Below are 20,709 nucleotides of genomic sequence, written 5' to 3'. Positions count from 1 at the left end.
TATCTACTTGCAGCCAGGCAGATTCGAGCGGTAACGCTGATCTTCACCCAGGCGTGCGTTCTCGCTGAGGAGAACATCCGCTTCGAGCTGACGCGACGCCTTTGCGGGCGTTCCGTCGGCGCCGAGACGACGATCGGCGGGACGCTCGTACAGGCTGTCGCCACCGCACATCGCCTTGGCGAGGCGACGCTGACCGTCGATGGTGCGCTGCTGTGCGGCTGCAACATAGTCCGCACGCTTGTCGGCGGGCACCGACTCGACAAATGCCTGCGGGTGAACGACGGCGATCAGTCCGGAGACGTGACCGAAGCCCAGGCTGGTCAGCAGGCCGGCGCGCAGCGGGAGCTGCTCGCCGAACTTGAGCGGCTGACGTGCCCACACGAGGTGCTCGAACTCGGCCATCTTGTCGTCGACGCAGTCGAGGCTGCGGTTCGGCGGGATGACGCCCTGGCTGAGCACCTGGCACAGACCGATCAGCTGGAAGGCAGCTGCGCCGCCCTTGGCGTGGCCGGTCAGGCTCTTCTGCGACACCACGAACATCGGAGCACCGTCACTGCGACCCAAAGCCCCGGCGAGACGCTCGTGCAGTTCTGCCTCGTTGGGATCGTTTGCCGCGGTGGACGTGTCGTGCTTGGAGATGACCGCGATGTCGTCCGCGCTGACGCCGAGGGCGTTGAGCGAGAGTGCGAGCTGCGAATCCGCTCCGCCGCGTCCGGCACCCAGTGCGCCGATTCCCGGAGCCGGGATCGACGTGTGGACACCGTCTGCGAACGATCCGGCCCAGGCGACAACGCCGAGAACGGGCAAGCCCATTTCCAGTGCCAGGTCACCGCGAGCGAGCAGGATCGTGCCACCACCGGCGGACTCGACGAAGCCGCCGCGCCGGCGATCGTTTGCCCGCGAGAAGCGGCGATCCTCGATGCCCTTGGCGTGCATGTCCGACGTCTTGGCCGTGGCCGACATGTCACCGAAGCCGATGATGCCTTCCGCGCTCAGGTCGTCGAATCCACCGGCAACAACCAACTGGGCCTTGCCCAAGCGGATCTTGTCGACGCCCTCTTCGACGGACACGGCTGCCGTTGCGCAGGCCGCGACGGGGTGAACCATCGCGCCGTAGCCACCGACGTACGACTGAACGACGTGCGCCGCAATAACATTCGGCAGAGCTTCCTGCAGGATGTCGTTGGGACGGTTCTCGCCGAGCAGCGTGTCGATGTACAAGCTCCTCATGGACGTCATGCCGCCCATGCCGGTGCCCTGCGTGTTCGCTACCAGGCTCGGGTGAACCCAACGCAGCAGTTCGCTCGGAGTGAAGCCGCCCGTGAGGAATGCGTCCACGGTCGCAACGATGTTCCACAGTCCGACGCGGTCGACCGAATCGGCCATGTCGGCGGGGATGCCCCACTTCGTGACGTCGAAGTTGGTCGGAATCTGGCCGCCGACACTGCGGGTCAGCTTCATCTTGCGCGGAACACGGATCTCGGTGCCGGCGCGGCGCGTGACCGTCCAGTCACCGGACTCGGCCGAAACCGACGCCACTGTGTTCTCGGGATCGGATTCGACGAAGGCCTGAGCCTCTGCCTCGCTGCCGACCACGAAGCTCAGATCCTTGTCCAGGAACACGGAGGTGAGCAGCGGTGCGGTGTTGTCGATCATCTGGCCTTCGTCGACGTAGCGACGGATGCCGCACCGCTCGACAACTGCGTCATGGTACTTGTCGGCGATTTCCGCCTCTGGCACCAGATCGCCTGATTCGACGTCGTACCAACCCGGCTTGGGGTCGTTCTCCCAGACGATCAGTCCGGTGTTCCACGCCAATTCGAGAACGCCTGCGGCAGAGAGCTGCTCGTCGACCTCCATCTCGAAGCGGGTACGCGAGGAACCGTAGGGGCCGAGCTCTCCGGCGCCCACGATGACCACGAGGTCCGCGGGAGTGACATCGAGTTCGGGCCAGCTCGGAGCCTTGATCGAGGCATCGATGCGTGCCGGTGCGGACAGCGCGAGGATGGTGTTCTCGTCGACTGCTTCGTCAACTGCCTCGGCGATCTCTGCGGTCGCGGCGGCTTCCTTGGCGAGGGCGCCCAGGTCGAGGTTCGCCTCCGCAAGTCCACCGGTCAGGTCGACCTCGAGCGGAGCCGTGGCTGCGCTACGACGCGACTGCGCGGTAGCCGTCTTCAGCAGTTCGGTTGCCATTTCCTGGGTGGACCAGGTACGGACACCGGCAGCTTCGACAGCGTCGACGATCGGATCGTTGTGACCCATCAGACCGGTTCCGCGGACCCAGCCGATGACGGCGTGTGCCAACGTGACTCGCTCGGCCCAGTTGCGCTCGGCCTTCCAGCGGTTGACCACGGCGATCAGCGAAGCCTTGGCCTCACCGTATGCACCGTCACCACCGAACGTTCCGCGGTTCGGCGAACCGGGCAGGACCACGTGCAGATGCGTGTCGACGTCGCTGTCGTAACCGATCTTCGACAGACCACCGATCAGGCGCTCCACCGACCACAGCAGCACGCGCATTTCCATTTCGGCGCGAGCGCCGGCGTCGGAGAGTTCTCCGCCGACGCGAGGAGCCGCGAACGGGAAGAGCATCGTCGGCGTCATAGCCGGCTTGATCAGCTTCTTTGCGCCACCGGCATTTTCGGTGGCCTCGTTGCCGATCCAGTCGATCAGTGCGTCGACGTCGGTGTACGACGCCATGTTGGCAGGAACCACCCAGAGAGCGGCACCGGCACGAGCGTTCTCGCGGTACAGGTCACGGTAGAAGCCGAGACGCGAGCCGTCGAGACGCGACGTGGTGACGAATACCGTTGCGCCACCGGCCAGGAGCTTGCCCGTGACCGCTGCTGCGATCGAACCCTTGCTGGCTCCGGTCACGACTGCGACCTCGCCGGCCCACTCAGGTGCGTCGGATTCTGCAGTCACGGCCGCATCAGCGATGCGGGTGTAGACCTCGGCCAGCGTCGTGCGACCTTCGTCGGCGGCGCGGGTGGCCCACCACTTTGCCTGTGCGGCAACGGTGGAACCGGCACCGATGAAGTTCTCGACCGACAGAGTCTCACTGCCGAGCCAGATGCGAGCGAGATCCTCACGCGCACTTGCCCAACGGTCGTCGAGCAGGACCGCCTTCTGAGCGTCGAATGCCGGAGCAACCAGACGCGGCCAGTCGGAACCGAGTTCAGCCGAGACCAGGTCGACCAGTTCGGTGTCCTCGACCGTTGCGGCCGGAGCCTCTTCGCTGAGTCCGAGCTGCTCGAGCACGAGGCGGGCGGCCGAAGCCAGAACGCCGTTGCGGCCCGTGATGTTCTCGGTGAACTCACCCAGAGCGGCTGCGTCGACGGTTCCACCGCCGCCACCACCGGTTGCCGGCAGCGAAACGCTGGTGCCGCGAGCGGACGCAACCGAAGCAACGGCGCTGTCGATGACTGCGTCGACTGCTGCTGCGTCGGCCAGAGCGCCGGAGGTCAGGCCGCCGAGGTCGCCGCCGCGGATGCTGGCACCGTCACGGGTACCGAGCGCTACCGCTGCGGTGACGTGGTGCGCCCAACCGTCGCCGAGTTCCCAGACCTTCTTGACACGATCGGCGATGTAGCCGGGACGCTTGCCCGAGGGGCCGAAGACCTTACGCAGGTGATCGTTGATCGAATCGGAAAGTACCGGTCCGAACGGCTTGTACGTACGCGCCAGCTTGTCGACAGTGGCTGCGAGCGAGCCCATGTCGGCATCCGCCGCACCGTCGATGGCACCGAGGGACAACTCGGATCCGAGGTCGACCAGAAGCTGGTTACGACGTGAGGACACACCGTCGCACAGTGCCTCGATCGTGTCGGCGGGGCCGACCTGATCGGGACGCAGCTTGGTCCACAGGCTGATCAGAACCTTGGTGGCGTCTGGCGCCTTGAAGGTGATGTCGTCCGGACGCGGTCCGCTGGACGTCGCGACGGGTGCAGCGGCGACCGGTGCGGCAGCGGCAGCCGCCGGAGTGGCAGCGGGTGCTTCCACCTCGTCGTCATCGTCGGCAGCAGCCGGATCGACATCCGTGCCGTAGACGATCGCAGCTTCACGCTCGATGTTCAGAACCTCGACCGGGTAGCCGAAGCGGCCCGGCAGCTTGAGGGTCTGCGATGCGAGGTTCGCGACGGTCGGGGCAGCGCCGAGGCCGACCTCGACAAAGCGCTCGACACCGAGTCCACCTTCGGACTCGTCACTGAACAGCAGATCCTGGGTCTCGATCCAGCGGACCGGGCTGGCGAACTGCCACGCCAACAGCTCGATCAGGATGATCCGGGACAGTTCGTGGCTGCGCGTTGCGTAGCTGTCGAAGTCAGCAAGGACTTCCTGCAGCTGCTCCGACGGCACCAGGTCGGCGATTTCCTGAACGAAGTCGCGGCTCAGCGAGAAGAGCCTCGGAACGAGGTTCGGGATGTAGCGGCCGATAAGGATGTCCGGATCGATGTCGTGCGGGAGCAAGTCCTGCAGGCATACGCGGAAGTCCGCCACGCCGCCACGAAGGACGGTGGAGTGGAACGGCACGTCGATGCCGGGAACCTGGATGTAGGCGCGCTTGCCACCGAATTCCGCACGGAGACGATCGATCTCGACCTCGAGTGCGTCGAGGCCGGCAACGGATCCGGCTATGGCGTACTGGCTGCCGCGCAGGTTCAGGTTGACGATTTCGAGGAACTCACCGGACGCCTCGGCAACACCGGCGACAAAGTCCTGCACGTCGTCGTCGGACACACCGATCTGCGACGGGCGAATGGCAGCCATGCGGTAGTCGGAACGGCCCGCTGCGTCACGGGGAACCAGCTGGTGCATCGCGGATCCGCGCTGGAAGACAACTTCGAGAAGTGCTTCGAGCGGGAAGACCTCGGCAACAGCGGCGAGTGCGTTGTACTCACCCACCGAGTGACCGGCGAGGAACGAGCCTTCGATGAAGGTGCCGGACTCGCGCAGTTCGGCAACCTGGGCTACACCGAGAACAGCCATCGCGACCTGGGTGAACTGCGTCAGGTGCAGAACACCGTCCGGGTGCTTGTGCTCGACGCCGCGGGCCTTGACGGTGACCGGGTTGTCGCGCACCACAGCAAGAATCGAGAATCCGAGCGCCTTGCGGGTGTGCTTGTCCGCACGCTCCCAGACGTCGCGCGCAGCCTTCGAGCGAGCGCGGGCGTCGAGGCCCATGCCTGGACGCTGGATGCCCTGGCCGGGGAAGGCGTAGATCGTCTTCGGTGCTGCAGTGCGTCCCGTCGCGACCATGACCAGGTCACCGTCGATGCGGCAACCGACCTCGACGATCTCGGCACCCTGATCGATACCGATGCGATCGACGCGGACGTCGATCTCAGCGCCGGGGCGGACCATTCCGAGGAAACGAGCGGTCCACGCGGTCAGGCGACGCGGAGGGGTGCGGGTCTCGCTGGGATCAACCGCGGTGACAACCTGCTGCGCCGCAGCCGAGAGCCACATACCGTGCACGATCGGGGTTCCGAGGCCGGCCAGCAGCGCGGCGTTGTCGGACGTGTGAATCGGGTTGTGGTCACCGGAAACCTGAGCGAATGCGCCCATGCTGACCGGAGCCAGGATCTTCGCGTCACGGCGACGACGACGCGAAGTATCGATAGCGGCATCGCTGATCGATCCACCTGCGCGCGCGGGGTCGGCAAGCTCGCCTGCGCCGGTACGTCCGCGGATGGCAAAACGCTCGGTCATGGTGACCACGGCGGGAGCGTCGAGGCCCTCGCCGAGCATGGCGCCGACCTCGACCTTGACCTCGACGACTCGACCGAGGTCGGTGTCGAGAACCGAGGCGACCTCGGCATTGACCACGAGAATGCTTGTCTCGGTGGGTAGTTCACCGACGAAGTCGACGGAGTGGTCGAGGTGGACGAGATCGAGCATGCCTTCGATGACGGAAAGACTGTCGAGCTTGGCTGCGCCGAGGACGGCGAATACTGCGGGCCAGCACGCGCCGACGACCACGTCCGGAACAGCCTTGCCGCTCACGCTCAGTGTGGTCGGCAGACCGGAACCGGTGACTCCGGCGTGATCGGCGATGCGGTCGGGTACCCACGCGACATTGAGGCGTGCGGTGCCGTTCTTGACGGTCGGCAGTTCCTGTCCTGCAGCAACTGCCAACAGTGCGGACATCGCGGCTTCAGCGTCGGCCTCGGTGACGACCGGGGCACCGCCGTCGACAACGGAGCTGGGAATGGTGATCGTGATGTCGACCGACTTGTCTGCCACCAGCGGAACCGAGAGCAGGACGTGAGTCTCGTCGACAACCGTCAGGCTCGATCCGGTCGAGGCGTGAACAGCCTTGTCAACGGACTCGGCACTCCACTCTTCGAGGTCGCCGAGACGACGTACCGGGTTCTGGGTCAGGCGGCCGGCCCACTGGAGATCCGGCGCCGAGAGAATCGCGTCGAGCAGACCGGGAGCGGAATCCTGGTGGCGACGGCTCGCGAGGACAACCGGAGTGGTTCCGGCAGCAACCAATTCGTCGTACGTGGCCTTCTCGAAACGATCGAGCAGGTCACCGACGGGCTCGTCGACACGCGTGATGCCGGCAACGGCAACGGTGCCGGGGATGACGCAGACCTGATCTGCGGTGTAGCGGGGATCGTGTGCCTGCCACAGGGAGTCACTGCGCCACCAGCGGCGCACGTCACCGTCGACGACGGGAACGAAGTTGACCGGCTTGCCCGGCGTCTTGCACAGCGAGATGAAGAACGAGACGTCTGCGGGATGCAGAACCGTGCTCATGTAGTCCGGGTACGACGCCTGCAGTGCGCAAATCGCAGCTTCGGGACGCTCGAGGGTCTCGGCATCGCCGAACAGGGTCGGGATGGGGCCGCGGTCGACGGGGTGCAGACGAGCCTCGGTGCGCTGGAGCATCTCGCCGAAGCGAGCACGCCAGGTGATGTCGAGCCACGGGCTCGTCGTTGCCTCGGCGATAGCGTCCTGAAGGTCTGCGCCGCAGTCGAATTCCTTGGCCGCGTCGATACCGACGGTCAGCTCGAGGTAGCGCCGCAGCCACTGCGCGTACGTCATGGTCTCGATGTCACCGAAGTACGGCTTGGCGGTGACGTCGAGTGCTGCGATGATCTCGTCGCGGCGCTCGGCAACGGCGTCGGCGTCGCCGGCAACCTCGTCGAGGAGGCGTCCGGTGCGCGATGCGGCGTTGTCGATCTCGTGGATGTCGGCACCGAGCTGGCTACGGCCCGAAGCCATTCCACCTTCGGCGGTGCCGGCGCCTACCCAGTCCGGAGTACCCGGTGTGTCGACGAGGAGCTGCTTGACCTCGGGAGACGTGGTGGCCTCCAGCGTCGCCATCGCTGCCGTGCCGACGAGGATGCCGTCGACGGGCATTGCCGGGAAGCCGGCTCCGACAGACCAGCGGCCGGTCAGGTAATCGGCTGCGCGCTCGGGTGTTCCGATGCCGCCGCCGACGCAGATGATCAGGTTCGAACGCGTACGCAGCTCGGCGTACGTGTCGAGGAGCAGGTCGTCGAGGTCTTCCCACGAGTGGTGTCCGCCGGCGCGGCCACCTTCGATGTGAACGATGACGGGGAAGTTCGGAACCTCGTTGGCGATGCGGATCACCGAACGGATCTGCGCCACGGTGCCCGGCTTGAATGCGATGTTGGTGATGCCGATCTCGGACAGCTCTTCGATAAGCGCAACGGCCTCTTCGAGTTCCGGGATACCGGCGGTGACGATGACGCCGTCGATGGGTGCACCGGCAGTACGAGCGCGCTGCACGAGGCGCTTGCCACCGAGCTGCAGCTTCCACAGGTACGGGTCGAGGAACAGCGAGTTGAACTGGACCGCACGGCCCGGCTCGAGGAGCATCTTCAGTTCTGCGACACGGTCTTCGAAGATCTCTTCGGTGACCTGTCCACCACCGGCAAGCTCGGCCCAGTGACCGGCATTGGCTGCGGCGGCGACGATCTTGGCGTCGACGGTGGTCGGCGTCATGCCGGCCAACAGGATCGGTGAGCGACCCGTGAGCTTCGTGAAGGCCGTCTCGACGCCGATACGGCCACCGGGAAGCGCTACAGGCTTGGGCGCGAATTCGGTCCACGAACGTGAGACCTCAGGCGCAGCACCGGGGGTGAGCAAGTTGCGATGTCCACCGCGGGTGGACGCGGCGATGATGCCAACACCCTGCCCACGCAGCGAGGACGACGTCATACGGGTCAGCTGGTCGCTGGGTCCGAGATCGAGAATCCACTGCGCGCCGGCGTCGATGGCACCATTCACGGCCTGCACCCAGTTGACCGGGGCGACCAGAATGGCCTGCGCAAGTGCGCTGGCGCGATCTGCGTCGAGGCCGCAGCGCGCAGCCCAGCTGCCGACCAGGTCGACTGCGTCGGCGAGCGCCGGGTGGTGGAAACCGATTTCGGTGTCGAGGGCGTCGAAGGTGGGAGCGAAGACCGAACCGCCACGCTTCTTTCCATCGCGCTCGCGGGCTTCGTTCGCCTCGATCTGCTCGCAATGTTCCTGCACGCGGGCCAGCTGAGCGGGCGGTCCGGCGAGGACAACACGGCGGCGTCCGTTACGAATAGCGAGGACTGCTGCGCGATTGTCCGTCGTGGTCTCGGCAAGTTCGGCGACAATCGCGGCGAGGCGCTCGGGATCGACGTTGGACACGGCGACCATCGGCTTGCCCGACGCGCTCGCGATGATGCCGCGACGACGGCCGACCAGGCTGGCTGCGGCGCCGACGAGCTGAGCAACAGCAAGAAGCTCGCCGTCGTCGTTGCCACCAGCTGCAACTGCAGCAGTCGCGAGCACGCCCTGCGAATGTCCGATGACGGACACGGGCGGATGCGCTGCAATATCGAGACCCTGCGCAGTCAGCGCACGCAACGCCGCAAGTTGCGTGAGGAAGACGCCGGGGAGCGAAACGGGTGCTGCGGTGAGTGCTGCAGCAGAGGGACCTGCCGGCTTCTCACCTTCTTCTTCGTCAACGATCTCGGCTTCGAGAATCCACGCGACCGGATCGAATCCGATCGGGCGCACCACCACAAGATCCTGCGCGAGCGGAGCGAGGCGCGCTGCTGCGTCGTTGACCAAGTCGGTGAGAATCGGCTCGAGGCCGTTGTCGCGGCTGAGTTCTTCGAGCGTGCTGAGCCACGGGGCGCCCTGTCCACCGAAGGCAAGGGCGTACGGCAATCCGTTGTTCAGTGAATCGACGAGGGCACCTTTACTGTTCGTGCGGGAGGCTCCCCCGTCGACGCCGACGCGGCGTCCATCCTTCGAGTCGCGTCCGTTTCCTGTAGGTGTCGTGTCATCGATCGTCACGCGTACGTCCTCTCCTGGTCACCTCTGCGGCGAGGTGGGAATTGTGGGTCTGCCCGGGGCGCACATCTTGCAAATCGACCGAAAGAATCGGCATGTCTGCGCCTGCCGTGCACGTTAAGGCTGACACAGGATCATGAGGATTTCCTCACGTTTGCTGACGGCCCGAAATACGGGACTTTCCACGCGGTGATCTTCCTCACGGGATGTCGAGAAAGTGACTCGCGAGTAGGTCGCAAACGCGCTGCCAGGGACTGTTACTCGGATTTCCACAAACCTGAGGAACTCCTCATATTTATCGTTACCAAATCGTTACCCTCTTGACGGTTGGCCCATCGCGTGCCTTTCACCCCAGAACCTGTCGGACTCCCGCGCTAGGTTCAGCGCGTCCGATCGGACAACTTTCTCGGGGGGAGAAATCATGGGTACCGACACCACAAAAATCGTCATCGACTTCATCGCACGCGAGCTGCCACAGTCCGCGTGGCCGCACTGGACCGATGGGTGGGCACACGAGGCCGAAGCAGCCATCCTCGACGCGGCCTTCTCGGCCCGCGCCGCGTACGGAACACCCACGACGGGCGTGCGGGCCGTCATCACGCGGTGGCGTCACCACCGCCAGTCAGACGCACCACTGGACAACCTCTCCGCTCTGGCAGCCTTTGCGGAGCGCGGCGACGAACTGGCCGTCATTCTCGATAACCGTCAGCGGGTGCCGGGCAACTACTCCACCAAAGCGGAGGCTGCCGCACTGGGCGCCGCATCACTGGTTGCCGTCGGATGCACCGGAAGTGCAGATATCGGCAACACCGACGCGCATCGAGCGGCAATCATGTCGGTTCCAGGGTTCGGAGCGCGCACATTCGACATGCTGCTGTTCCTGTCCGGCACACTCACACCCGATTCGGTGGAACTACTGACTCGTTTTGCCACCGAGGCAGCCGGTAGCGCCGAACCGCTGGGCGGCGTGGAGGCAACATCACTGCTCGCTGCAGTGGCTGCAGAATTGGATGTCCCCGCAACAACTCTCACGCACGCAGCGTGGCGGTACCAACGCACTGCCGAGCAACCCCGACGACCGGCGAAATCGGTGCCGGTTCCAGCCATGTGAGGGCGGTGTCGATAGCGGGGGCGGCAATCGCGTATCCTGTGAATTCCGCGCGCGAGTGGCGGAATTGGCAGACGCGCTGGATTTAGGTTCCAGTGTCTCAGGACGTGGGGGTTCAAGTCCCCCCTCGCGCACAACGCAGAGCCCCATCGAGATCGTTTCGGTGGGGCTCTGCTTTTGGCGCTTTTTGGCATCTACGACACGCCGTGGCACGGCATCTACGACACCGTGTCGGAGATCGCAGGGCGCGGCACTATAGCTCTGCGGTACCGTCGTAGTGTGTCGAAGAAGCCTACAAAAAGCCGACCTGCGCTGATCCTGCTGGTTCTTGTGTCAGCAGCGGTCTGCTTGTCGCTCGGCTGGTGGCAGTGGGAGCGCTTCGAAGCTGTGGGCGGCAGCGGGCAGAACCTCGGCTATGCGTTGCAGTGGCCACTGTTCGCCGCGTTTGTGGTGTACGCATATCGCAAGTTCGTTCAGCTCGAGGATGCCGATCCGGACGAGGTCGAAGCCGAGGAAGCCGCAGCGGAGCCGCGTGAGATTCCGGCCGATCTGCTGCCGCAACGCCCCCGGGCACAGTTCGGCGACGCGGAACTCGATGCCGATGACCCCGAAGCACGCCAAATGCTCGAATACAACGACTACCTTGCGCAGCTCGCCGCTCGCGAGCCCGATAGGAGCACTACGTGAGTACCGGCCCGGAAGCGAGCACCGCTACCCCCTCAGACAAGGCCACCAAGGCGCAGGCCGAGAAGCAGAAGAAGGTTGCTTCTGCGCTTGTTCGCTACCGCGTTCTGGCGTGGATCACCGGCCTGTGGCTGCTGTTCCTGACCGGTGAGATGGTCTACAAGTACCTCATCCTGGAAAACTCCGCGGATGCTCCGTCGTGGCTGTTCTACATCGGCCAGATTCACGGGCTGTTCTACATGCTGTACCTGGTGTTCACAGTCGACCTGGCTATCAAGGCCCGCTGGAAGGCAGGCACGACGGTTGCCACGGCACTGGCCGGCACCATTCCGTTCCTGTCGTTTGTGTTCGAACACAAGCGGACCATCCAGGTCAAGAGCGACTACAACCTCTGATTCTCCGTAAAGCAAAGGCCCTGAACGTCATTCACGTTCAGGGCCTTTTCTCGTGTGTGCGATCAGTCGGCCAGTGCCGCCAGTGCGGGCACCAGCTGCACCAGCGCTCTCCCGCGATGCGAGGCCGCGTCCTTCTCGGCCGGAGTCAGTTCCGCCGCCGAGCGGGTGTCACCGTCTGGGCGGAAGATCGGGTCGTAACCGAATCCGCCGTCGCCTGCCGGTTCCCGACCGATGACGCCGCGCCATTCACCGCGGACCACGGTCTCGTCGCCGCCGGGGATCACCAGCGCGCAGGCCGAGACAAAGGCCGCGCCGCGCCGTTCGTCGGGCACGTCACCCAACTGAGCGAGCACCAGCGCAGTGTTGGCGCCGTCGTTTCCGTGGGTACCGGACCAGCGGGCAGACAACACGCCGGGCATCCCGTTCAGCGCATCAATCTCGACACCGGAATCGTCTGCGATACACGGCATTCCGGTGGCAGCGGCTCCGTCACGAGCCTTCGCGAGCGCATTTTCTTCGAAGGTCGCACCGGTCTCGGGCGCTTCCGGAAACGGCGGCACCTCATCGAGCCCGACCAGTTCGATTCCGCTCACACCGGCCGCGTCGAGAACGCGATGGAGTTCCTTCAGCTTCTTGGCATTTCTACTTGCTACCAGTACTCGTACGCTCACAGCTCAGGCACCGAACTTCTTCTTGGGTTCCGGGTTCTTGGGTTCGGGCAACACACCCGGATACGGCTCCGCCAATGCCTGACGCTGGATCTCGAACAGCTGCTCACAGCCCGCCAGCGCGGAGTCGAGAAGCTTGTCCAGGGTCGAGCGCGGGAACGTGGCACCTTCGCCGGTGCCCTGGATTTCCACCAAGGTGCCGGTATCGGTGGCGACGACGTTCATGTCGACCTCGGCACGCGAATCCTCTTCGTACGGCAGATCGAGGCGCACTCGTCCGTCGACGACGCCGACGCTGACGGCCGCGATGCCGCACGAGATGGGCTGAGGGTCGCTCAGCAGATTGGCAGCGCGAAGATACGTCACCGCGTCGACGAGAGCTACGTACGCCCCCGTCACGGCGGCGGTACGGGTGCCACCATCTGCCTGCAGGACATCGCAGTCCAGAGCAATGGTGTTTTCGCCGATGGCCGCGAGGTCGATGCAGGCCCGAAGGGATCGACCGATGAGCCGGCTGATCTCCTGGGTGCGGCCACCGACCTTGCCCTTGACGGATTCACGTCCACTGCGGGTATGCGTAGCTGCGGGCAGCATCGCATATTCGGCGGTGAGCCAACCGAGCCCGGAACCCTTGCGCCACCGTGGAACACCCTCTTCGACGCTGGCCGTGCACATCACTCGGGTGTTTCCGAACTCGACCAGAACCGAGCCGGCCGGATGGCTGGTGAACCCGCGGGTGATCTTGATCGGGCGAAGTTCGTCGTCCGCCCTGCCGTCTTCTCGTGTAGTCACCTTCGTGAGCCTAGCGTCCCACCCCAGGCAACACGTCAGATGTCGTAGACGCTTCCCGCGGACACAGCGTGAACCGGCCCTGCGAACTCGGATTTCGCTTCGGCGATGACGTCCTCCCTGGACGTCCACGGCGGGATGTGGGTGAGGAGTAGTTCCTTCACTCCGGCCAACGTCGCGATCCGGCCGGCTTCCTTGCCGGACAGGTGAATACCTTCCGGCCGATCAGGACTGTCCGTCCACGACGCCTCGGAAAGGAGGATGTCGGCTCCACGAGCAAGCTCGACGACGTTGTCACACATTCCGGTATCGCCGGTGTACACGAGAATCCGTCCGTCGGCGTCCGTGATCCGGAATCCGTACGCCTCGGGCGGATGATTCATGCGGCTTGCCACGACGGTCAGTTCACCGAAGGTGACGGGTTCGTTCTCGGCCCACAACTTCAGATCGATGGTGTCGGAAATATCGTCCATCTCCCCCGCGCACTCGGCGGACGACGTTCCGATCCTGCACGCTGTATCTGTCGGGCCGTACACCACCGCTCGCCCCTCGGGGCGGTTCGGATGATAGCGACGCCACACGAGCAGGCTCGGCATGTCGAGGCAGTGATCGGCGTGCAGATGTGAGAGCAGAATCGTCGCGTCCCCTGGGTCCGCGTACCGCTGCAGAGCCCCGAGCACTCCGGGACCGAAATCTATGACGAGCGGCGGGGTACCCGGCGCTGTGAGCAGGTAACCCGAAGCCGGTGAATCCGGCCCCGAGACGCTGCCGGAACACCCCAGGACGGTCATGCGCATAAGGTCATGCTGCCACGTCGACCCGTCAACAAAAAAGCTCCCGGTCGTTTTGGCGAGTCGAAGTCACACCGCCGGTGGGGTGTGACCCACGTCCGATCAGAAAGTTGCTGGTCGGGCAGGTGTTGTAGCGCCGGCGCGGTTCGCTCGATCGCCGGAGGAGAGTGCCCACGCCGCTACGACGCCGCCGACCGCACCGAACAAATGCCCCTGCCACGAGACACCCGGCGTGCTGGGCACCACGCCCCACAGGACTCCGCCGTAAATCACGAAGACAACAACGCCGATCAGAATCTGGCCGAAACTCCGGGTGAAGAATCCACGCGTCAACAGGTAGGTCACCCACCCGAAGATCAGCACCGACGCCCCGACGTGATTGGTATTCGCTCCGGCAACGAGCCACGTTCCGACCCCGCCGATCACCCAGATGATTCCGGTCGCGGCCAACCCTCTCGATATGCCAGACACCAGAACGAGATAGCCGAGTATCAGTACGGGGATGGTGTTCGCGATCAAGTGTGCCCAGTCGTCGTGCAACACGGGCGCAAACAGGATGCCCCACAAACCGTCGAGCGTTCGCGGTGAGACTCCGGCGTTCTGGACGTTCTGACCGGAAATGACGTCGATGATCTCGATGACGTACAGCGCTAGTACAAATCCGCCGACCAGCACCGCGGACTGCTTCCACACCGACGGCGGTTTCGGCGCGGGAACCGGTGCCCGTGAACCGAAATCAGGACTGTTGAAATCCATCGTCATCGCGTGCGTCCTCACAGTAGATGTGTCTACTTCGAGGTTACCGGCGCTCGCCGGGCTAGACGAAAGCCGACGGGAACAGGTCTCGGTAACTCGGGATCCCCGCCACCGATGTCGCGTCGAGAATCGCTCTGACGATCGCGCGTTCCACGACCTGGGCGGCGGCCGCACAGACAGCGTCGAGGATCGGCAGATCCGCCGGGAACGCCGCCGGTACGTCGATCGCCGACTCCGGCGTGTGCGTTCCGGTAGCGAGCGCAAAGATCGTGTCGCCGTCCAACGGCGAATGGGCCGGACGGATTGCCCGGGCCAAACCGTCGTGACCGGCAACTGCAACGCGTCGGCACCCGGCTTTGGTCAGGGCCGCGTCGGTAGCGACGACGCCGATGGTGGTGTTGAGCACTGTCCCTTTGGCCCCGATTGCGTTGGCTGCGTCGAGCTCGCACGGAATCGGCATGCCGATCCCGAAGGACGCCTCCCCCTCGGACCCGACGCCCCACGGCAGACCGGTACGCGGATCGAAGACCGAGCCGACCGGGTTTGCCACGATCAAGGCCGACACAGTTGTCCCCTTGGCCGGTCCGTCTGTGATCACGACGCTGGCAGTTCCGACGCCGCCTTTGATCCCACCGGCACGGGCACCGACACCGGCGCCCACTGTCCCGGTCGCACATTCACGCGACGCGGATTCTGCTGCCAGATATCCGAAATCGGCGTCAGGTCGAATCTTCCAGTCCCCGACCGGAAGATCGAAGATGACGGCGCCCGGCACGATCGGCACCACCTGGCCAGGCAGGCCCATCGCGATTCCGTGGCCGTGTTCCTCGAGCCAGCGCATGACACCGTCGGCGGCAGCGAGGCCGTACGCACTTCCACCGGTCAGGAGCACGGCATTGACCTGCTGAACCGAATGGCTCGGGTCAAGGAGATCGGTTTCGCGAGTACCCGGCCCGCCGCCCCGAACATCAACTCCCGCAACCACTCCCGCCGGGGCCAGCACAACGGTGCATCCCGTCGCGGCCCCCGCCCCCAGAGCAGCGTCATCGTCGAGCCGATGATGATGACCGACAGTCAAACCGGCGATGTCGGTCAACGAATCCGTGGGGCCGGGCGCCGTGGTGATCACGGCATGAGCGCCTGAACGAGCGAATCCTGCATCCACGTCAACCAGTGATAGACATCAAGATGCGGTGCTCGCGGATCATCCGGATCCAAACTTTCCGGAGTGTCTGCGTCGATACCGAGATTGGTGCCGAGAGCCAGACGAACGTCGTTGAGCGCGGACAGCCACGCGTCGGCCTGCTCCTGGGTCAGGAGGATCTTGCCGCCGTCCGCGGGAAGCGAGGCCAGCAAAACCCTGCCGGCAGCCTTCTTCGCGTCGATGATCTCGGGTTCGTGCAAACTCCGCAGCGCTCCGTTGACATTGGCGCCGGCGTCGTCGAGATCATCGGAATCCGGGGACGCCTTACTGGGGTCGGTTCGCTGAAAATCTGGGAGCAACCGCGCCAGAACCGGATTGTCGGGCGATTCCGAATTACCGGTTCGAAGACCGGTGAGCGCCGCCAACTCGTCCTGCGGTGCGCCGGACTCACGATCTTCCAGCAGTCCGATCACCGACTCTACGAGCGAACTCAGGACGGTCACCTCATGAGCGTCCATCTCGGATTTGAACTTCACTCCGGAAAGCGAGTTCTTCTTGATCCACGTCCGCACGCGTCGGACTCCCCTCTTGTGATCGGATCGAACTTGTCGAAGGTGAGCGAGCCCTAGGTGTCGTCGCGCTGCATCGTGGCCCACAGTCCCGCCGCGTGCAGACGCCGAACATCGGCTTCCATCTTGTCGCGCGAACCACTGGACACGACGGCCTTGCCCTCCGAATGCACCTTCATCATCAAATCGGTGGCCTTGGCCTTGCTGTACCCGAACAGTTTCTGGAACACGTAGGTCACGTAGTGCATCAGATTGACCGGATCGTCCCAGACGATCGTCACCCAAGGCCTGTCAACAGCTTCGATGATTGCAACAGCCTCCGACTGCTCCGGGACCGCGCGCGGCGCAGAGGCAGTTGTGGAAACAGTCGCAGAGCCGAAAACCATGTCTCCAGGGTACGGCGCGATCCGAGGTGACAACACCCACCCTCGTGGTCTCCCGCCTAGAGTTATGTGCGTGCCTACGCAAATCTCCGACACCCGTGACGCCGCCGCGAGTACCGCTCTGCTCACCGACCAGTACGAGCTCACCATGCTCTCTGCCGCACTTGCCGACGGATCTGCTTTCCGTACCTGCAGTTTCGAAGTATTCGCGCGCAGACTTCCCGACGGCAGGCGTTACGGAATCGTCGCCGGTACGGAGCGATTGCTCGACGCTCTCGAGCACTTCCGTTTCGGGGAACCCGAACTGGCGATCGTCTCGAAGTTCCTGGACGACACCACCGTCGAGTGGCTGCGCAATTACCGGTTCTCCGGCGACATCGACGGTTACCGCGAAGGCGACTTCTACTTTCCCGGCTCGCCGATCCTCTCCGTCCGCGGATCGTTTGCCGAATGCGTGTTGCTCGAGACACTGGCCCTCTCGATCCTCAACCACGACAGCGCGATTGCGTCGGCTGCGGCCCGCATGGTCAGTGCCGCAGACGGTCGACGGCTCATCGAAATGGGCTCACGCCGGACCCATGAGCAAGCCGCAGTCGCGTCGTCCCGCGCCGCGTACCTCGCCGGATTCGACGCCACGTCCAATCTCGAAGCTGTCCGCCGCCACGACGTTCCCGGCGCGGGTACCAGCGCCCACGCCTTCACCCTCCTGCACACCACCGACAACGGAACCGACGAGGCCGCGGCCTTCCGCGCGCAGGTCGACGTACTCGGTGTCTCGACCACATTGCTGGTCGACACCTACGACATCACCGAAGGCGTGAAAACCGCTATCGCCGTAGCCGGAACCGAGCTTGGTGGGGTGCGTATCGACTCCGGAGACCTCGGGGTGGTCACCCGCCAGGTGCGTCGACAACTCGACGACCTCGGCGCCACCAAGACCCGCATCGTCGTCTCCGGCGACCTCGACGAATATGCCATCGCAGCGCTGCGCGCCGAACCCGTCGACACCTACGGCGTCGGCACTTCGCTCGTCATCGGCTCCGGTGCTCCGACGGCCGGCATGGTCTACAAACTTGTCGAGGTGGACGGAATTCCTGTCGAGAAGCGCAGTACCAACAAAGCGTCGCGCGGCGGAGCGAAGAAAGCACTGCGCATCGCTCGCCAGACCGGAACACTGGTCGAGGAAGTGATCTATCCCGCCGACGCGCCCTCGCCGTTCACCGCCGCGGACGGCGCGACCGAGCTGATGATTCCGTTGGTACGCGGCGGCAAGACCGTCGACGGCGTCCCCACATTGGAAGAGAGCCGAGCAGTCGTGAAAGCCGGGCTGCTCAGCCTCCCGTGGGAGGGCTTGAAGCTCTCACGCGGAGATTCCGCGGTACCGGTCCGATTTGTCGGTGGAGGTCACTGATGACTGCACGTGCATTGATCGTGGTGGACGTCCAGAACGACTTCTGTGAGGGCGGCGCCCTAGCCGTCGACGGCGGCGCTGCCGTAGCTGCGGCGATCAACACCTTCGTCGACTCTCACGAGTACGACGCCGTCGCAGCGACCCGCGATTTCCACATCGATCCCGGTGCTCACTTCTCGGAGAACCCTGATTACGTCGACACGTGGCCGGTGCACTGTGTGGTCGGAACCTCGGGCGCCGATTTCCACCCGGCATTCGATGCATCGATCGCCGGATCTGCCGTGTTCTCCAAGGGTGCGTACAGCGCCGCGTACTCCGGGTTCGAAGGGTTTTCCGAGGACGGCACGACCCTCGAGGAGTGGTTGCGGGCACACGACATCACCGACGTCGACGTCATCGGCATTGCCACCGATCACTGCGTGAGGGCCACGGCACTCGACGCGGTCCGCGCCGGCTTTGCCACCACAGTCCTCCTGCCACTCACTGCGGGTGTGGCAACCGCCACGATCGAAGCTGCTTTGACGCAGATGCGCGAGCACGGAGTGCAGCTCAGCGGCCGTGACCAACATGCGCCTTCGAGTGGCGTCGATATTTCTGACGTAGGTATCCACTAACCTGCTTCAGTGGCCGATGAACTTCCGAATGTCCCCGAACTGCTTCGCACGGCGGTGCAGGCGCTGGGCGGTGCCGAGCGGACCAGCCAGCTCACGATGGCGTCGGCGGTAGCGCATTCGATCGATACCGGTGAGCATCTTGCCGTCCAGGCCGGCACCGGTACGGGTAAGTCGCTGGCCTACCTGGTGCCGAGCCTGCGTCATGCCGTCGAGTCCGGTCGCACCGTCGTCGTGTCGACGGCCACCATCGCCCTGCAGCGGCAGTTGGTCGATCGTGATCTCCCCCGCCTGGCCGATGCACTGAAGAAGCCTCTCGGGCGTCGCGCGGAATTCGCAATCCTCAAGGGCCGCAACAACTACCTGTGCATGAACAAGATCCACACCGGTGCCTCCGAGCAGCCACCGGAGGACGAACTGTTCGATCCGTTCACAGTCTCCCGGCTGGGCCGTGAAGTGGTGCGCTTGACCGAGTGGTCCTCGGACACCGACACGGGCGACCGCGACGAACTGGTGCCAGGCGTGTCCGATCAGGCGTGGCGGCAGGTCAGCGTGACGTCCCGCGAGTGCATCGGAAAGAACCAGTGCCCGGTCGGCGAGGACTGCTTTGCCGAACGCGCCCGCGTCGAGGCGTCGAAAGCGGACGTCGTCGTGACCAACCACGCCCTACTCGCGATCGACGCCATTACAGGCATCCAGATTCTGCCCGAGCACGACGTCGTTGTCATCGACGAAGCCCACGAATTGGTCGACCGCGTGACCGGGGTCGCGACGGACGAGCTCACCGCGGCCGCCATCAGCGCAGCCGCTCGTCGCTGCGGCAAGATCGTCGAAGAACAGGACGCCGATCGTCTCGAGGCCGCCGGCGAAGGCTGGGCCGGACTCCTCGAAGAACTTCGCCCCGGACGCTGGGACGGGCTTCCCGACGGCGCTGCTCCCGCGCTCGCAGCCATCCGCGATGCCGCGTGGGCCCTGCGCACAGCCATCGGCCCGGCCAAGCCCGGCATGATGGCAGCCGATCCCGAAGCCGCGGCCGCCCGCAATGCGGCACTCTCCTCGGTGGAAGACATTCACGACAGCGCCGTACGAGTCCTCACTGCTTTCGACGAACCAGATCCCGCCCAGCGCAAAGATGTGGTCTGGCTCTCGTCCGACGAGTTCCGCGGATCGGTCCGCCGCTCCGTCCGGATGGCCCCACTGTCCGTCGGCGGTTTGCTGCGCTCACGCCTGTTCGCGGAATCCACTGTGGTGTTGACGTCCGCAACACTCACCGTCGGAGGTTCCTTCGACGGTCTTGCGATCAACTGGGGACTACCCGCACAGTCGTCGGTTCGCCCCGATTCCGGAACTGCAATCGGAAGCGAAGCCCCTTCCGATGCCAACGCATTTCGTTGGAACTCGGTCGACGTCGGATCGCCGTTCGACCATGCAAAAGCCGGAATCATCTACATTGCCCGCCACCTGCCCACACCCGGCCGGGACGGCTTGTCCCCGGTCTACCTCGACGAAATCGCCGAACTCGTCGAGGCTGCGGGTGGGCGCACCCTCGGACTGTTCTCGTCGATGCGCGCCGCCAAAGCCGCATCCGAAGCCATGCGTGATCGCCTCGACACACCGATCCTGTGCCAGGGCGACGACGCCACCGGCACCCTCGTCAAGGCCTTCGCCAAGGATGAACCCACATCACTGTTCGGGACACTGTCCCTATGGCAAGGCGTCGACGTTCCCGGCCCGTCGCTGTCCCTGGTGATCTTGGACCGCATTCCATTTCCGCGGCCGGACGATCCGCTGCTGATGGCTCGTCAACAGGCCATCGAGGCACACGGCGGAAACGGCTTCCTCAGCGTCTCGGCCAACCATGCAGCGCTGCTCCTCGCCCAGGGAGTGGGCAGACTGTTGCGTAGCGTCGACGACAAAGGTGTTGTGGCCGTACTGGATCCGCGTCTTGCAACGGCCCGGTATGCCGGATACCTGCGGGCGTCATTGCCACCGTTCTGGGAGACGACCAAGCCCGAGGTCGTCCGCAAAGCGCTGACCCGGATCCGCGATTCGCGGCCCTGACGCACTTCTGCCCCGGACCTTGTCGACAAGGTC

14 protein-coding genes and 1 tRNA gene are annotated in these 20,709 nt (G+C 64.8%); 7 read left to right on the top strand and 8 right to left on the bottom strand.

The features are described 5' to 3' along the window. Positions 1-3: 3 nt before the first annotated feature. Positions 4-9,309 (bottom strand): type I polyketide synthase, encoded by a 9,306-nt coding sequence (locus tag RG2_RS08770; RefSeq protein ID WP_033232740.1) that lies wholly within the window; start codon positions 9,307-9,309, stop codon positions 4-6. A 418-nt stretch (positions 9,310-9,727) separates the two neighbouring features. Between RG2_RS08770 and RG2_RS08765 the strand changes: the two genes are divergently transcribed. From RG2_RS08765 to RG2_RS08750, 4 genes are all read left to right on the top strand, one after another. Continuing rightward, on the top strand, positions 9,728-10,417 hold the full coding sequence (locus tag RG2_RS08765; protein WP_033232738.1) for a DUF8548 family protein: 690 nt from the start codon (positions 9,728-9,730) through the stop codon (positions 10,415-10,417). A gap of 49 nt (positions 10,418-10,466) precedes the next feature. Then, positions 10,467-10,548, top strand: a tRNA-Leu gene (locus RG2_RS08760). Positions 10,549-10,693: 145 nt separating this feature from the next. Continuing rightward, on the top strand, positions 10,694-11,101 hold the full coding sequence (locus RG2_RS08755) for a glucitol operon activator (protein ID WP_033233158.1): 408 nt from the start codon (positions 10,694-10,696) through the stop codon (positions 11,099-11,101). After that, positions 11,098-11,493, top strand: coding sequence for a DUF3817 domain-containing protein (locus RG2_RS08750; protein WP_033232737.1), 396 nt, complete (start codon positions 11,098-11,100; stop codon positions 11,491-11,493). Before RG2_RS08755 ends, RG2_RS08750 begins: the two co-directional genes overlap by 4 nt. A gap of 62 nt (positions 11,494-11,555) precedes the next feature. Here the strand turns inward: RG2_RS08750 and rdgB are convergent, their stop codons facing one another. The 7 genes from rdgB to clpS form a co-directional block, all read right to left on the bottom strand. Beyond that, complete coding sequence (rdgB, locus tag RG2_RS08745; protein ID WP_033232736.1) at positions 11,556-12,164, bottom strand: RdgB/HAM1 family non-canonical purine NTP pyrophosphatase; 609 nt, start codon at positions 12,162-12,164, stop codon at positions 11,556-11,558. 3 nt (positions 12,165-12,167) lie between these two features. Continuing rightward, positions 12,168-12,953: a ribonuclease PH gene (gene rph / locus RG2_RS08740; RefSeq protein WP_033232735.1), complete on the bottom strand. Its 786-nt coding sequence runs from the start codon at positions 12,951-12,953 to the stop codon at positions 12,168-12,170. 35 nt (positions 12,954-12,988) lie between these two features. Further along, positions 12,989-13,747, bottom strand: a complete 759-nt coding sequence (locus RG2_RS08735; RefSeq protein WP_033232733.1) for a cyclic nucleotide-degrading phosphodiesterase — start codon at positions 13,745-13,747, stop codon at positions 12,989-12,991. Positions 13,748-13,843: 96 nt separating this feature from the next. Next, entirely contained in the window at positions 13,844-14,503 is a 660-nt protein-coding gene (locus RG2_RS08730; RefSeq protein ID WP_033232731.1) for a rhomboid family intramembrane serine protease, read from the bottom strand. 55 nt (positions 14,504-14,558) lie between these two features. Further along, the gene (locus RG2_RS08725; protein ID WP_033233157.1) at positions 14,559-15,626 is read right to left on the bottom strand and encodes a P1 family peptidase; all 1,068 of its coding nucleotides are present in this window, start codon (positions 15,624-15,626) and stop codon (positions 14,559-14,561) included. Then, positions 15,623-16,213, bottom strand: a complete 591-nt coding sequence (gene aosR / locus RG2_RS08720) for an oxidative stress transcriptional regulator AosR (protein ID WP_033232729.1) — start codon at positions 16,211-16,213, stop codon at positions 15,623-15,625. Before aosR ends, RG2_RS08725 begins: the two co-directional genes overlap by 4 nt. A 53-nt stretch (positions 16,214-16,266) precedes the next feature. Next, positions 16,267-16,596 (bottom strand): ATP-dependent Clp protease adapter ClpS, encoded by a 330-nt coding sequence (clpS, locus tag RG2_RS08715; RefSeq protein WP_033232727.1) that lies wholly within the window; start codon positions 16,594-16,596, stop codon positions 16,267-16,269. A 64-nt stretch (positions 16,597-16,660) separates the two neighbouring features. Here clpS and RG2_RS08710 point away from each other — a divergent pair, with 64 nt between their 5' ends. The 3 genes from RG2_RS08710 to RG2_RS08700 are packed head-to-tail and all read left to right on the top strand — an operon-like array spanning position 16,661 to position 20,676. After that, the gene (locus RG2_RS08710) at positions 16,661-18,004 is read left to right on the top strand and encodes a nicotinate phosphoribosyltransferase (RefSeq protein WP_033232725.1); all 1,344 of its coding nucleotides are present in this window, start codon (positions 16,661-16,663) and stop codon (positions 18,002-18,004) included. Then, positions 18,004-18,618, top strand: coding sequence for an isochorismatase family protein (locus RG2_RS08705; protein ID WP_033232723.1), 615 nt, complete (start codon positions 18,004-18,006; stop codon positions 18,616-18,618). The genes RG2_RS08710 and RG2_RS08705 overlap by 1 nt, the downstream gene beginning before the upstream one ends. A 9-nt stretch (positions 18,619-18,627) precedes the next feature. After that, positions 18,628-20,676: an ATP-dependent DNA helicase gene (locus RG2_RS08700; protein ID WP_033232721.1), complete on the top strand. Its 2,049-nt coding sequence runs from the start codon at positions 18,628-18,630 to the stop codon at positions 20,674-20,676. Positions 20,677-20,709 lie beyond the last annotated feature (33 nt).

It is taken from the genome of Rhodococcus globerulus NBRC 14531 (genome assembly GCF_001894805.1).
GTDB classification, from domain to species: Bacteria; Actinomycetota; Actinomycetes; order Mycobacteriales; family Mycobacteriaceae; genus Rhodococcus_F; species Rhodococcus_F globerula.
Note: the sequence above shows the minus strand (reverse complement) of the source record. Positions and strands in the feature narration are given on the sequence as shown.

Excerpts from the sequence above, each read along its gene's own strand:
- RG2_RS08730 (WP_033232731.1), bottom strand. The coding sequence starts at position 14,503 with ATGACGATGGATTTCAACAGTCCTGATTTCGGTTCACGGGCACCGGTT.
- RG2_RS08765 (WP_033232738.1), top strand. The coding sequence starts at position 9,728 with ATGGGTACCGACACCACAAAAATCGTCATCGACTTCATCGCACGCGAG.
- clpS (WP_033232727.1), bottom strand. The coding sequence starts at position 16,596 with ATGGTTTTCGGCTCTGCGACTGTTTCCACAACTGCCTCTGCGCCGCGC.
- RG2_RS08710 (WP_033232725.1), top strand. The coding sequence starts at position 16,661 with ATGTGCGTGCCTACGCAAATCTCCGACACCCGTGACGCCGCCGCGAGT.
- RG2_RS08735 (WP_033232733.1), bottom strand. The coding sequence starts at position 13,747 with ATGCGCATGACCGTCCTGGGGTGTTCCGGCAGCGTCTCGGGGCCGGAT.
- RG2_RS08705 (WP_033232723.1), top strand. The coding sequence starts at position 18,004 with ATGACTGCACGTGCATTGATCGTGGTGGACGTCCAGAACGACTTCTGT.